General features: G+C 42.3%; 11 protein-coding genes. 3 read left to right on the top strand and 8 right to left on the bottom strand.

The features are described from left to right. Positions 1-37 precede the first annotated feature (37 nt). Positions 38-682 (top strand): hypothetical protein, encoded by a 645-nt coding sequence (locus J2W55_RS05280; protein WP_310092782.1) that lies wholly within the window; start codon positions 38-40, stop codon positions 680-682. A gap of 69 nt (positions 683-751) precedes the next feature. After that, positions 752-2,629, top strand: coding sequence for an LTA synthase family protein (locus J2W55_RS05275; protein ID WP_310092779.1), 1,878 nt, complete (start codon positions 752-754; stop codon positions 2,627-2,629). 47 nt (positions 2,630-2,676) lie between these two features. Here the strand turns inward: J2W55_RS05275 and J2W55_RS05270 are convergent, their stop codons facing one another. The 4 genes from J2W55_RS05270 to J2W55_RS05255 are packed head-to-tail and all read right to left on the bottom strand — an operon-like array spanning position 2,677 to position 5,958. After that, positions 2,677-3,279 (bottom strand): hypothetical protein, encoded by a 603-nt coding sequence (locus tag J2W55_RS05270; protein ID WP_310092777.1) that lies wholly within the window; start codon positions 3,277-3,279, stop codon positions 2,677-2,679. A gap of 2 nt (positions 3,280-3,281) precedes the next feature. Beyond that, entirely contained in the window at positions 3,282-4,547 is a 1,266-nt protein-coding gene (gene bioA, locus J2W55_RS05265) for an adenosylmethionine--8-amino-7-oxononanoate transaminase (RefSeq protein WP_310092774.1), read from the bottom strand. Beyond that, on the bottom strand, positions 4,544-4,984 hold the full coding sequence (locus tag J2W55_RS05260) for an NUDIX domain-containing protein (RefSeq protein WP_310092772.1): 441 nt from the start codon (positions 4,982-4,984) through the stop codon (positions 4,544-4,546). The genes bioA and J2W55_RS05260 overlap by 4 nt, the downstream gene beginning before the upstream one ends. After that, a complete protein-coding gene (locus J2W55_RS05255; RefSeq protein ID WP_310092770.1) occupies positions 4,984-5,958 on the bottom strand; it encodes a cation diffusion facilitator family transporter in 975 nt (324 codons plus the stop codon). Before J2W55_RS05255 ends, J2W55_RS05260 begins: the two co-directional genes overlap by 1 nt. 91 nt (positions 5,959-6,049) lie before the next feature. On the opposite strand from J2W55_RS05255, the gene J2W55_RS05250 reads away from it, so the two are divergent. Continuing rightward, the gene (locus J2W55_RS05250; RefSeq protein WP_310092768.1) at positions 6,050-7,243 is read left to right on the top strand and encodes a pyridoxal phosphate-dependent aminotransferase; all 1,194 of its coding nucleotides are present in this window, start codon (positions 6,050-6,052) and stop codon (positions 7,241-7,243) included. A gap of 120 nt (positions 7,244-7,363) precedes the next feature. On the opposite strand, the gene J2W55_RS05245 is transcribed toward J2W55_RS05250, so the two are convergent. From J2W55_RS05245 to J2W55_RS05230, 4 genes are all read right to left on the bottom strand, one after another. After that, a complete protein-coding gene (locus J2W55_RS05245; RefSeq protein ID WP_310092766.1) occupies positions 7,364-7,912 on the bottom strand; it encodes a hypothetical protein in 549 nt (182 codons plus the stop codon). A gap of 365 nt (positions 7,913-8,277) precedes the next feature. After that, positions 8,278-11,448 carry an efflux RND transporter permease subunit gene (locus J2W55_RS05240; protein ID WP_310092763.1) on the bottom strand — a complete coding sequence of 1,057 codons (3,171 nt, stop codon included), beginning with the start codon at positions 11,446-11,448 and terminating at the stop codon, positions 8,278-8,280. A gap of 27 nt (positions 11,449-11,475) precedes the next feature. Beyond that, on the bottom strand, positions 11,476-12,666 hold the full coding sequence (locus tag J2W55_RS05235) for an efflux RND transporter periplasmic adaptor subunit (RefSeq protein ID WP_310092761.1): 1,191 nt from the start codon (positions 12,664-12,666) through the stop codon (positions 11,476-11,478). Between the two features lie 54 nt (positions 12,667-12,720). Then, a complete protein-coding gene (locus tag J2W55_RS05230) occupies positions 12,721-14,064 on the bottom strand; it encodes a TolC family protein (RefSeq protein ID WP_310092759.1) in 1,344 nt (447 codons plus the stop codon). Positions 14,065-14,379: the final 315 nt, after the last annotated feature.

Below are 14,379 nucleotides of genomic sequence, written 5' to 3'. Positions count from 1 at the left end.
TAAAAAGAACTAAATTGGTATCAATCAAACAAAAACTATGAATATTAAATTTCTCCATGTTGCCCTGGGCCTTGCTCTTACTGCAACAGCAATGAGCGCCAGCGCGCAAAAAAAATACACTGAAGGTGTGGTTAACCTGACTACCAATATGCGGGGCCAGCAGGTGGATGCAAAAGGTTATTTCAGGACTGATTCAAGCGCCTTTGCCTTTAGCGCCGGACCGGCAAGCATAAAAATTTTAACTGATGCGGGCGGCAAATCAATGGCCGTTTTAGTTGATGTACCTGTTGCCAACCTTAAAAAGGCAGCTATAGCTACACCTGATGAAGTTGACCAGGCCTTAGCTGAATTGCCAGCTTTTACTTTTGCGCCAGGTACTGAAACCAAGCAGATATCAGGCTTTAACTGCAAAAAAGTTGTGGCTACAGATACAAAAACAAAAAAGACCTATGATATTTGGATAACCAATGACATAAGCGTACCAGTTACCGGCATTGCAAAATATTATAGAGAAATTGGCGGCTTCCCGGTACAATACACTTCATTTAGCCAGGGCCAAAGCACAGAGGTAACTGTAAAAAGCGTAAGTGATGAAAAAGCCCCTGCAGGAACTTTCGGTATCCCTGCTGATTTTGAAAAAATTTCAATGGACGATCTAAAAGCGATGAGCGGCGGCAGATAAGCCACTTCACTAACAATTCATTAAAGGTTTCTTAACATTGCGGTTAAAGTACTATTTTTGTACCCCCGTATGTTAAGAAACCTTTTCAGTATATTCAGATTTTTTGTTTTTTGGTTATTGTTTTTTGCAATTACCAGGATCACATTTGAATGCTATTTTTCTGATAAACTTAAAGGCGCCCGTTTTAGCGAAATACTGCAAACGTATTTTTATGGCCTGCGCCTTGATGCTTCGGCCACTGCCTATATCTGCGCGATACCTTTACTGGTATTTATTATTTCTTGGTGTATCCCCCGTTTTACCGTTAAACCTGCGTGGACTAAAGCTTATGTATGGTTTTGCCTTTTTTGCATATCGTTAAATACAGTATTAAATTTTAATATTTTTCGCGAATGGGGTACAAAAGTTACATTTAGGGTATTCAGCTCATTGTACCATGCCCCGTCAGAGGCATTGGCATCCACGGGCTCTTCCCCCGTTGGCCGATGTATTGTAATTGGCCTTTTGCTGCTTGGTACCGGCATATTACTATCTCATTATATTATCAATTACCGGTTTAAAAAACCGGTTGCGAAACCATGGGTTAAAGCCGTTTTAATTTGTTTACTGCTCTTCGCCAATTTTGTTTTAATGCGGGGTGGTTTACAAGCCGAGCCTGTTAATCAGAATGCCGCCTATTTTTCTGACAAGGAGATATTAAACCAATCTGCACTCAATACGGAGTGGAACCTGTTCAATAATATTTTTGAAAACTTCCGCAGGCCTTATAACCCTTACCTGTTTATGAAGCCCAATGTTGCTGCACAACTGGTTAAAGATGCCTATAGTGTTAAGACCGACTCCACTATTAAGGCACTTACAACTGATCACCCAAACGTGGTCATCATTCAGCTGGAAAGTTATACAGCAAGTATAATTGAATCATTGGGCGGTGATAAAGGTGTAGCCCCCAACTTTGAAAAATTCATCAATAATGGTATCCTGTTTACCAATATTTACTCCTCTGCCGATCGTACCGACAAAGGTATCATATCTATCATGAGCGGCTTTCCATCGCAGGCTATACGCACCATTGTGGCCGACACCAACAAGCAAAAAAAGCTCCCGGCATTATCTGCCGTATTTAAAAACAGGGGTTATCAAACCACTTATTTCTATGGTGGAAAAAGCAGCTACATGGATTTTAACGTCTTTATGAAAAGCCATGGCGTTGATCACATCATTGATGAGTATAGCTTTAACAAAAGCCAGGTAAAAACCGAATGGGGAGTATATGACGATGTGCTTTTAAATAAACATTTGCAATATAATGAGCGGCAAAAACAACCTTTCTTCTCCTACTTGCAAACATCAACCAATCACGAGCCTTTTATACTGCCCGTAAAAGCACATTTTCCTGACGATGAGGATGGGGATGCGGGCAACAAGTTCAGGAGCACCGCATATTTTACCGATTCATGCCTTAACGCTTATTTTGAGCAGGCAAAAAAACAAGCGTGGTATAAAAACACGCTGTTTATTTTGGTTGCCGATCATGGACATCGCTTGCCGCGCAATATATCCGAGGCTTATGACCCGGCTAAATATCATATTCCGCTTTTATTTTTTGGTGAGGTAATAAAACCAGCATACCGGGGCAAAAAGATCAATAAATTAGGGGGGCAAACGGATATTGCCGCTACGCTCCTGTCGCAGCTTGGTTTACCACATGACCAGTTTAAATGGTCAAAAGACCTGCTTAATCCGCAATCAGCCGACTTTGCTTTTTTTGACTGGGATAATGGATTTGGCTTTATGCTGCCTCAGCAAACAGTATCATACGATAATTCGGGCCGCAGAATTGTTTACATCGGCAATAAAAAAGCCGACCAGGCAACAACGGATAAAGTGCTGCAACACGGCAAAGCCTTTTTGCAACAGGTTTATACGGAATATATGGAGTATTAATTTGCCGGAACCAGGGTTAAATAGATAGCCTGATAAATAGTTTTGACTTACCTCAATGATTTACCAAGCTGTCCCACCCACTGATTAAACAACCTGGTTTCAAATTCAACTGCTTTGTTTGCATGTTTTTCCCAATCTGGCGAGAATTTGTGCAGCTGGTTCAACATCTCTTCCAGGTGGCCCTCCTCTTCTAAGATGATCGATTTTACGTTCACTTTGCTGCCGGCAGCGTCAAGCGCGTCCTGGTAAATAGGATAAAGCTCATCGGCACGTACTTCAATGGCATAGGTAACCAGCAAGTAAGCCGCAAAGCGCAGTTCGCTCCCGTTAAGCCCTAACTCTTTTTTAAGATAGCGGCAAACATCAACATCCAACTGGTTCAAATAATATTTGCTTGAACCCGGCGCCAGCAAATATTCAGCTGCGTAGGTAGGCAGCTCAATTCCGGTTTTTTCCAGTTGTTTTTTTAGGTAAAAAGCGTGGCGATGCTCTTCGGCAGCATGCTTTAATATGATATAAGTAACCGTATGCGGATCCTCACTCGCAGATATTTTACGTGCACCGGTGTTTTCCATCAGCGACAGTGTATTTAACCAGCGTGAGTGCAATTGGTTATCAGCAATTATTTGAGGTAATAATATTTTTAGCATAATTATATTTCTTCAAGCGCCTGCTCAATTTTGTTGTAAACATAATTGAGTTCGGCATTAGTAATGCAATATGGAGGTAAAATATATATGATATTGCCCAGTGGTCGCAATATAATGCCTTCGGCTAAAAAGTAATGGTATAATTTGTCGCGCAGCGAATTAAAATAAGAGGTATCGTTACCGGTTTCCCATTCCATAGCTACGATGGTACCCGTTTGCCTTATCGCTTTTATTTTAGGGTGATGTTTTATCTTATCAGCAAATTGCCGGTGCAGTGCTTCAATACGCTGTATATTGACTGCTGTTGCCGGTTCCAAAAAGAGATCAAGACTGGCTAAAGCAGCTGCACAGGCTACGGGATTGGCAGTAAACGAATGTCCGTGAAACAAGGTTTTCAGCCGGTCATCTGATAAAAAGGCATCGTAAATATGCTGGGTGCAGGTTGTGAGGCCCAAGGCCATGGTGCCACCGGTCAATCCTTTTGAAAAGCACATAATATCGGGCTGCACCTGTAGGTGATCGCACGCAAATAGCTTGCCCGTACGCCCAAACCCGGTAAATACTTCATCAGCTATCATCAGCACATTTTCCTGCCGGCAGTGGGCCATCAATTGATCTAAATACTGCGCCTCATACATCAGCATTCCTCCTGATCCCTGCACCAATGGCTCAAAAATAAAACAGGCTGTGCTTGATTTGAGATTAGAGATCTGAGATTTGAGGTCACTTATGTTGTCAGCATTTGGCGTATCAATAAACTCCACCTCAAACAGCAGGCTATCAAATGCTTTTGTAAAAGCACTGCGACCGCTCACGGCCATAGCCCCAAAAGTATCGCCATGATAAGCATTGTTAAAAGCGATTATTTTAGTGCGCTGATGGCCCTTATTAAGCCAGTATTGCAGGCACATTTTTATGGCTACTTCAATAGCCGTTGAACCATTATCAGAATAAAAGGCCTTTTGCTGATTATCCGGCAAGATCGCCAAAAGCCTTTCGGCCAGTTCAATTGCGCCCTGGTGGGTAAAACCAGCGAATATCACATGCTCAAGTTTATGCAGTTGTTCTGATACTTTTTGAGCGATGTAAGGATGGGCGTGCCCGTGTATATTTACCCACCATGATGATACCGCGTCAATGTATTTTTTGCCGCGCTCATCAAACAAACCGGCTCCCTCGCCACGTACAATACCAATTGCGGGGGCGGCAGTTTTCATTTGCGTATACGGGTGCCATATTACTTTAAGATCGCGCTCGGTCAAATTCATAGTTCAGCTTTTAGTAGTTCAACAACACGTTTATCAGTGGGGAAGGTAACATCGCCGGTAGTCAGGTCGGCTAAGTTGATCCACCTGAAAGCCTGCAGCACATCACCTTTCCCGTCAAAATCATAAGCAATGGTTTTTATGGGGAATTTTAATGGAGTAATATTTTTTACTTTATAATATACGCTGATGATCTGCGAATCATTAAATGCCGACCGTACAAAAAAGTCGGTGGTATAAAAATGACTAATCACCTCAATTTCGGCTTCGCATTCTTCTATAAACTCACGTTTCAGGCCATCTATCAGGCCCTCGCCTATTTCCAGGCCGCCACCAGGGAATTTTATAAATCGCTGGCCGTATTCTTCTTCGTCACTTATCAGCACTTCGTTTCGCTCATTTATAAGCAAACCATAAACACGTACGTTAAAATACTCCATTATTCAAAGTGTTTTTTATTTCGTACCACCTTATCCATTGTCCAGGCTATGGTCTCTGTTTGCGCTTCAAACCGTATGGGGCAGTTCGGCATGCTACAGTAATGGCAGCAATCGGGCACACAAGGGTCTGAGTGGATAAACAGTTCTGTTTTTATGCCCACCTCCTGGTTAATCATTTTATCAACCAATGATATTTCTGCATGCACATGATTAAGGTCAAAATAATTGGGCAACGTCATATGGCAGTCAATGTGCAGTTCGTTCCCATACTTTTGCGCGCGCAGGTTATGTACATCTATCCAGGCATCGCGGCGTTTTTCGCTCAGCACATTAATAATATCCGTTACCACCTGAAAGTCAGCCTCATCCATTAAACCGGCAACAGATTTACGGATCAGCTTGTAACTACTGTATAAGATATATAAAGCTACCAGTATGGATAATGCGCTATCGAGCCATAAAATGTTGGTGAACCTGATAAGCATTAAGCCTGCAACCAAACCAACGCTGGTTATCATATCTGCAATCAAATGGCGGCCATCGGCGTCAAGGGTGATAGAATTCAGCGCCTTTCCCCTTCGTATCATATAATAGCCCAACGAGCCGTTTACAATACCTGTTGCGCCTATAATAGCCGCGCCTGTAAGCAGGTCATGAATATTGCCCGGATAAAATAAACTATAAATTGATTTTACAATAATGATAACCCCAGCTATGCCAATGAGCGAGCCTTCAATAAAAACAGAGAAAAACTCAACCTTACCATGACCATAAGGATGATTTTCATCCCGGGGTTGTGCCGAAAGGTAGATACTGAAAAAAGCAAAAGCGCTTGCAATTACGTTCACGATGCTCTCGGCGGCATCGGTCAGCACAAAATTAGATGCTGTTAAAAAATACGCTCCAAACTTGGCCAGCATTAAAATAATGCCTGTAATCAGCGAAATTAATATGATCCTTTTTTGTTCTTTCAAGCCAATCTGAATTGCGTGGGCAAATTTATAAATAACAAGCGTAAGTAGCAGTAAACTTATTTTCTATATTTGCCGCGATAACATAATTTATATGAGCGCATTAAGTACCCGGATCAACAATCTGTCCGAATCTCAAACAATTAAAATGGCCAAAATGGGCCGTGAACTTGCCGCAAAAGGGGTCGACGTGATCAGCCTTAGCTTTGGCGAACCTGATTTTCATACCCCTGAACACATTAAGGAGGCTGCCAAGAAGGCGATGGACCAAAACTATACCTACTATACACCTGTAGCGGGTTACCCCGAGCTTAGAAAAGCGGTAGTTGCCAAGTTAAAGAACGAGAACGGCCTTGATTATGATTTTAGCGAGATCGTGGTATCTACAGGTGCCAAGCAAGCTATTGCTAACGCCGTATTATGCCTGGTTAATCCGGGCGAAGAGGTAATTATACCAACTCCTTATTGGGTTTCATATTCAGAAGTAGTTAAACTTGCCGAAGGTGTGAGTGTTTTTATAAATACCACGGTTGAGCAAAATTTTAAAATAACGCCCAAACAGCTTGAAGCCGCTATTACGCCAAAAACCAAGTTGTTCATGTTCTCGTCGCCTTGTAACCCTACCGGCAGCGTTTACAGCAAGGATGAACTGGAGGGACTGGCTAAAGTATTTGAAAAACACCCCCATGTATATATCCTGAGTGATGAGATATATGAGCACATTAATTTTATTGACAAGCATGAGTCGATAGCTCAATTTGATTATATAAAAGACCGCGTAGTGATCATTAACGGATGGTCAAAAGCCTTTGCTATGACCGGCTGGCGAATTGGTTACACTGCCAGTACAAAAGAGCTTGCATCTGCCTTTGATAAAATGCAGGGACAGGTAACATCAGGTACCTGCTCAATTACCCAGCGTGCTGGTGTTGCAGCTTATGAAGGCGGTTTAGAGAGCGTGCTTGAAATGCGCGCGGCTTTCAAAAAACGCCGTGATATTGTTTACAAATTATTAAGTGATATTGAAGGTATAAAAGTTAACCTGCCCGATGGCGCTTTTTACTTTTTCCCTAACGTAACTTCATTTTTTGGGAAAAGTTATAATGGCAAAACCATTAAAGATGCTGATGAACTGAGCATTTACTTATTAGAAGAAGCTCATGTAGCCACCGTAGGCGGCGATTCATTTGGCGACACTACTTCTATCCGTATATCATACGCCGCAGCCGAGGATAAGCTGATAGAGGCCATGAGAAGGATCAAAGAAGCACTGGGTAAACTGGCATAGGTGCTCAGATGAACCAGCGGTAAAACAAATCGTTTTTAGTCACGGTTCAAACAATTATTATAAACTATAAAGCCCCCATCTTTTTTGACGGGGGCTTTGTTATTAAGGGCTTTTTTAAACTTACAACCCAAATCCGTAAGCTATACGTAAGCCTACAGTACCATAATTATTATCCTGACCAGAGTAGTTTTCATAACGTACCCCTACATCCCATGATTTAGACGCATACCCTATGCCTGGGGCAAGAATAAGCTTTGTATTCTTTTTCCCCTCTGCGTCTGCATAAAAATCTTTGGTTTCAAAGCCGGCACCTGCTTCTGCACCAAAATATAAATTATTGGTGAAGAAGGCTTTTATACCAGCTTTAACAGGTACCATTCCAAAAGATGGATATTTAATATCTGTGTTACCAATCTTTTTACCAAAAAAGTTGTAATACCCTGAGGTAAGTGTTAACGCCAGGTTATCGGCTATACCATACTGCAAGCGTGCAGTACCGCCTATACCAACGTTAGAGATATCGTGAAGGTTACCGGTAGGTAACAATCCTTCAACACCTATACCAAAGCGTAATGCGTCTTTAGGCACGATTTGAGCTTTAACTGTACTTCCTAAAAATATAGCTGCCGCGGTTAAAGCAGCGGCTATAAAGTTTGTTGATTTTTTCATTGTTGTAATTTTAGATTTATTCCACAATTTGTATTGTATTAACAACACGTTAACAAATACTTTGCCATTATCATAAATAAATGAGTTTATAACACTCATATGATAAATATCTTTTTATAATATATGCGTGGTCGTCGGTGACAATTACCGCTTTTAACTGTTGATTATCAACACATTTTTAACAGAAATTTTCACCCATACTGTCGATGATAAATTCAAAATAAAGATTAAATAACAATCAAAAAAATCTGTGAGGCGTTGTACGGTTTGTGTAGGTTAACAACTATTTTTTGTTCTGTTTACAATTGCCGGTAACAAAAAAAGAGAGGATAACCTCTCTTTTTTTGTTAATGAACATCATATCATCAGGCATGCGGATCATGCGTGGGATCCGGTTTGTAGTTTTTCTGAAGCTCCGCAAGTTTCTCCTTGCCGTAAGCAAATCGGGTAATTAAAAAGAACAATACCGGCACTATGAAAATAGCCAGCGATGTAGCTGCAAGCATACCGCCAAATACTGTCCAGCCAATGGTCTGACGTGCAATAGCACCCGCTCCCGATGCAAATAATAAGGGCAATACACCCAATATAAATGCCAGCGAGGTCATAATGATCGGTCTTAACCTGAGTCTTACGGCATCTAACGTAGCTTTTTCAAGCTCCACCCCGCGGTCAACACGCTCTTTGGCAAATTCCACTATCAAAATGGCATTCTTGGCCGCCAAACCTATGAGCGTTATCAAACCAATTTGCGCATAAACGTTGTTATCAAGCTTATCATGAAATGACAGGAACAGGATAGCGCCGAATGCACCCAGTGGCACTGCAAGCAGTACAGAGAAGGGAACAGACCAGCTTTCATACAACGCGGCAAGGAACAGGAACACAAACCCTATTGATAACATAAATATGTAAATAGTTTTTGATCCGGATATTTTTTCCTCACGGCTAAGGCCAGAAAATTCATAACCGAAGCCCTGCGGTAGTGATTTCGCCGCCACCTCTTCTAAGGCATTTAAGGCGTCGCCACTGCTATATCCTGGTTTGGCAGTACCATCTATTTCGGCAGATCTGAACAGGTTATAGTGCGATATTAATGGCGCGTTCTCAATTATCTTATAAGTTGTAAGCGTGCTTAAAGGCACCATGGTGCCAGCCTGGTTACGAACAAAATACTGCCCTATATTTTGAATATTGGTACGATAATTTGTATCGGCCTGGGCAACTACCCGAAACGTACGGCCGTAAAGTGTCAGGTCGTTGATATATGAGCTTCCCATATAAGTTTGCAAAGCCGCATTTACGTCAGATAGCTGCACACCCAGTCTTTTTGTTTTTTCCCTGTCAATAACCAATTGATAGGCCGGTGTACGGGCAGTAAAAAACGAATAGGCGCTGGCTATTTCAGGTCGTTTGTTAACTTCCGCGGTAAAGTTTTGAAGTACCTTTTCAAAATTTTTGATGTCCCCGCCAGCCTGTTTTTCTTCTAATATAAAGGAGAAACCTGCAGAGTTACCCAAACCAGGTATAGCAGGCGGCCGGATAACAAGAGTACCCGCTCCTTTATATTTGGCCAGTTTTTTCTGTATCACGCCAACCAATTCGCCCGAATCTTTCTCCCGTTCATCCCAGGGCTTAAGCTGCACAAATATGGTAGCACTGTTTGACTTGGTAGCAAAGGTAATTACGTTTAATCCTCCCAGCGCGGCATAGTGCCCTATTTCGGGGATGCTGTCAAGTGATTTCATCATCTGGCGCAAGGTGCTCACCGTTCTTTCTGTTGATGACGCCTCAGGCAGATCATAGGTTATGTAAATACGACCTTCGTCTTCTGTTGGAATAAATCCGCTTGGCTTATGCTGAAATAACAGGATAGTTCCAATGATTATACAAACCAGTATGATAACGATGAACTTGGAATTCTTGATACTTTTATCAACCCCGTTCCTGTATCTTCCGGTAAGCCGCTCAAACCACGTATTAAACTTAAAGAAAAATTTATCGAGGCCCTTCGACTTCTGATCGAGCTTGTGCGGACGCAGTATCAATGTACATAATGCCGGTGTTAAAGACAGTGCCACAAACGCCGAAATTAATACCGATATGGCTATCGTAATAGCAAACTGCTGGTAAAGGCGGCCCACAATGCCGGGTATAAAACCTACCGGCACAAACACCGCGGCCAATATGAGCGCTATCGCGATAACCGGCGCCGATATATCACGCATGGCATGGATCGTTGCTTCCTTGGGCGACATACCCTCTTCATCCATATAATGCTGCACGGCTTCAACCACCACAATAGCATCATCAACCACTATACCAATGGCCAGTACAAAACCGAATAACGTAAGCGTATTGATGGTAAAATGCAGCGGTATAAAAAAGATGAACGTACCGATAATAGACACCGGAATGGCCAATACCGGTATAAGCGTAGTACGCCAGCTTTGTAAAAACAGGAACACCACCACAATAACCAGGAAAAGCGCTATAACCAGTGTTTCAATAACCTCATGAACAGACACCTTTACAACAGTTACCGATTCAAACGGAACCACATACTCAATATCGGCCGGAAAGGATTTCTTAAGTTGCTCCATTATGGCGTAAACATTGTCGGCGGTTTCAAGCGCGTTACTGTTTGGCGCCTGGTAAACCAGCAGGTAAGACGCACGCTTACCATCAACAAATGAATTGCCCGAGTAATTAAATTTACCAAGTTCAACGCGGGCCACATCTTTTAAATGCACAATGGCACCGTTTGCAGGCTGGGTACGCACAACAATATTTTCAAACTCGGCCTTGCTTGTTAAACGTCCCTTAACTAAAACGGTGTACTCAAATGGCTGACCCTTTTCCTGCGGGGTTGCACCCACCGAACCAGCCGCCACCTGGGCGTTTTGTTCTGTAAGGGCTGCGGTTACATCACCCGCGGTCATGCCCAGCGCGGCAAGCTTATCAGGCTTTAGCCAGATACGCATACTAAAATCATCGGCACGGGTAAATACGTCGCCCACACCTTTGGCACGTAAAAGCGCGTCGCGTACAAAAACGTTGGTGTAATTGTCAACAAAGGTTACGTTATGTGTGCCTTTGGGCGAATACATGGCAACCAGCATTAAAATGCTAGGATTACGTTTTCGCACCGTTAAACCAAGCCGTTGCACTTCCTGCGGCAGAGTAGGCGTAGCAATGCCTACGCGGTTTTGAACATCAAGAGCGGCTATATTAATATCGGTGCCAATTTCAAAGTTAACCGTCATGCTCATGGCGCCATTGCTGGTGCTGTTACTTTGCAAATAGGTCATGCCGGGCGTGCCATTTACCTGTACTTCAACAGGTGTAGCCACGGTTTGCTCAACAGTTAACGCATCGGCACCAGTATAGGTACCGGTTATATTTACTGTTGGCGGCGTAATTTCAGGATATTGCCCTATTGCCAAAGTACTTATGGCCAGGATACCAACAATAATTATTACCAATGATATAACTATGGCCGTAACTGGTCTTCGTATAAAGGTATCTGCTATCATTCTCTAATATTTTTATAAAAGCCCCGGTTACTTCCCTTTTGGTTTTTCCTGTCCCGGCGCTCCCTGTGCTGCCGGATCACCTAAAACAATTTTACCTCCGTCGCGTAAACGCTGAAAACCTTCGGTCACCACCTTATCACCGGCTTCAACACCGCTCATGATTACTACATCCGAACCTACACGCGGACCTAAAATCACTTTATGTTGTTTGGCGATAAGCGCCTGGCTTTTGGTATTATCTTTTGTTGTGGTATCGGTGATCGTTGTATCCCTGCTAACAAATACGAAAAACTCACCCATTTGCTCGGTTATGGCTTTATATGGAATTTGAACACGGTTGCCCGACTGGTTGTTCAACACTTTTAAAACGCAGCTCATACCATCCTTTAATACCCCTTCCTCATTAGGGAACTGCACTCTTACTTTAATGGTACCTGTTTGGTTATTTACTCCCCTGTCAATAGCCAAAACCTTACCCGGCTTATTATAAGTGGTTTGCCCGTCTGATAATTGCAGCCTAAAGGTTGAATCGGTGCTTGATTTCTGTAGTTTATAGAAGCGATCAATATCCTGTTCGTTTATTACCACATCAACACCTATCGGGTGCTCGGCCGATATCGTGTTCATCAGCGTGGTACCTGCCGAAACCTGCGTACCCAACCTTACCTGTGATATGCCTATGCGCCCTGTAAACGGCGCAGTTATGGTAGCGAAGGACAGATCTGTACGGGCCGATTCCAATGCGGCTTTGGCAACTGCTACCTGGCTTTTATTGGTTTCAAAAGCGGCGGTAGCCTGATCAACCGTTTGGCGGGCGATAGCGTCATTCTTCAACAGCATGTTGTACCTGTCAATATCTTTTTGGGCTTTGATCAAATTGGCCTGGGCGCTTATCACATTTGCCTGTGCCTGTTGAAAAGCAGCAACGTATTTACGTTTATCAATTTCATAAAGCACCTTGCCTTTAGCCACAACATCGCCTTCTTTAAAGAATATACCCGTTACAAAACCGGGTACCTGGCTCCTGAGCTCGGTGGTGTTTATTGAAACAACTGTACCCTGGTATTGATCATAGTAAACAGCTTCGGCCTTTTTGGCCTCAATAACATTTACAGGGGTAGGCGGCGGCGCGGCATCTTGTTTGGCATTTTTACCTTTACATGAAACCAGGGCCAATAATGCCATAGGGGTTAACCAGTATATATATATGTTTTTCATTGCAGTGATTTGTTCTTTTGTGCTAATTTGAGTGCAAAACCAATTTTAATTATATTATTCAACAGCAAGCGTTCCTAACGACCGCTGCAGGTCAATTTTGCTTGATAACAGCTGGAACAGCGCATTATAATAACTTAGTTCGGCTGTGCGCAGGTCAGATTGGGCTACAATTACATCAAGGTAGGTTTTAACACCCTCGCGGTATTGTAAGCTCACTATTTTATATACATCCTTAGCCAAATCAACATTTTGCCTGATGAGCTGGTAACTGGCATAATTGCTTTTATACCCGGCAAGCGCCTGCACATATTCGGTGTTGATGGCATTTTGGGCGTTTAAAATATCAAGGTCGGCCCGCTCAACCTGTAATTTGGCCTTGCTTAAGTTCTGCAGGCGTTTGGTTCCCTGAAAAATAGGCAGATTAAGCGTAATACCCGCGTATCCTGTAGGAAATGACCTGTTGTACAGATCAGAAAAATCATGACTAAAGTAGGCCAGATTATAACTCCCAACTGCCGATATAGAAGGCAGAAAGCCATATTTGTAATAATTAACATTAATATTTTGCAGCGATTTGGTGGTTTGCAACAAACGGTATTCAATCCGGTTATTTACATCAAGTTTTTGATTGGTATCAATAAAAGCCGCTTGCTCATACCGTGATGAATCAAAGGCCAGCGATAATTGTTTGGTACCATCAACACCCATAACCTGCTTTAAATAGGCGGTTTTGCTCTTTATTGCTTCTTCGGTTTGTTTGCGCGTTGCCAGGGAGTTATTTAATGATATCGTAGCCTGTTTATAGTCGGTTTTGTCAGACACACCTGCATCATACCTGCTGCGCGCATCTTTTAAGCTCCTTTGCAGCCTGGCAATATCCTCATTGGTAATATCAAGTTGCTTTTGCGAAAGCAATACATCAAAAAACGCTTTGCTCACATCAGACACTACACTAATCTGGCTGCTTAATGTATTTTGCTTATAATATTGGCGCGAGTATTTGGCGGTTTTAGACGCAAGCATTACATCATTATTATATAATGCCTGGCTGGCCTGCAAGCCCACTGTTGAAAGGTTGCGTACTCCTGTACCAGCCGGAATGTTAGCGCCGGAGGCGCCGGCCTGCGGGCTGCCTTTAAAATAATAATTATACAAACCCGATGATGTGAGTTGTGGTAGCCAGCCGGAAAGTCCTATTCTGATGTCCTTTTCATTGATCTGCTCATCAATGGAGGCCTGGCGAACGATGGGTTGATTACGCAGCGCAAACTCAACACATTGTTTCAGCGATACGGGCCCGCCTACGGTATCAAGGCCGGTTTGTGCAAAAAGAGGTATATGTAAAATTAATGTTAAATAGATTGTCGTGAAAAATGCCAGATACTTAATTTTTTTCATAGATTGGCTATAGATATATGTTTTTTCAGCAAAAATTACAAAAAAATAACCTTATAGTTTTTGTTGAAATTCGCAAGGGAAGTGCGAATATGTGATTAATATTACTAAATTAAAATCAACAACAAAAATTTTACGTAAAATTTATGGAAAAGGGCTAAAAAGCCATGTTTTTGGGCTTTTTACAAAAAAATGAAAAAATGTGGTGCGAAATAAATAAAAAAATTAATTAATTTGCCATGTGAGAATATTAATGGGTTCTTATTAATTTAAGCACACAATAAGCATTTTATAAAAAAATTACATTTACCATATAGG

It is taken from the genome of Mucilaginibacter pocheonensis, assembly GCF_031456535.1.
GTDB classification, from domain to species: Bacteria; Bacteroidota; Bacteroidia; order Sphingobacteriales; family Sphingobacteriaceae; genus Mucilaginibacter; species Mucilaginibacter pocheonensis.
Note: the sequence above shows the minus strand (reverse complement) of the source record. Positions and strands in the feature narration are given on the sequence as shown.

What these genes read in the sequence shown, in the direction of transcription:
- J2W55_RS05280 (WP_310092782.1), top strand. Translation starts at nt 38, where the DNA reads ATGAATATTAAATTTCTCCATGTTGCCCTGGGCCTTGCTCTTACTGCA.
- J2W55_RS05275 (WP_310092779.1), top strand. Translation starts at nt 752, where the DNA reads ATGTTAAGAAACCTTTTCAGTATATTCAGATTTTTTGTTTTTTGGTTA.
- J2W55_RS05270 (WP_310092777.1), bottom strand. Translation starts at nt 3,279, where the DNA reads ATGCTAAAAATATTATTACCTCAAATAATTGCTGATAACCAATTGCAC.
- bioA (WP_310092774.1), bottom strand. Translation starts at nt 4,547, where the DNA reads ATGAATTTGACCGAGCGCGATCTTAAAGTAATATGGCACCCGTATACG.
- J2W55_RS05260 (WP_310092772.1), bottom strand. Translation starts at nt 4,984, where the DNA reads ATGGAGTATTTTAACGTACGTGTTTATGGTTTGCTTATAAATGAGCGA.
- J2W55_RS05250 (WP_310092768.1), top strand. Translation starts at nt 6,050, where the DNA reads ATGAGCGCATTAAGTACCCGGATCAACAATCTGTCCGAATCTCAAACA.
- J2W55_RS05245 (WP_310092766.1), bottom strand. Translation starts at nt 7,912, where the DNA reads ATGAAAAAATCAACAAACTTTATAGCCGCTGCTTTAACCGCGGCAGCT.
- J2W55_RS05240 (WP_310092763.1), bottom strand. Translation starts at nt 11,448, where the DNA reads ATGATAGCAGATACCTTTATACGAAGACCAGTTACGGCCATAGTTATA.
- J2W55_RS05235 (WP_310092761.1), bottom strand. Translation starts at nt 12,666, where the DNA reads ATGAAAAACATATATATATACTGGTTAACCCCTATGGCATTATTGGCC.
- J2W55_RS05230 (WP_310092759.1), bottom strand. Translation starts at nt 14,064, where the DNA reads ATGAAAAAAATTAAGTATCTGGCATTTTTCACGACAATCTATTTAACA.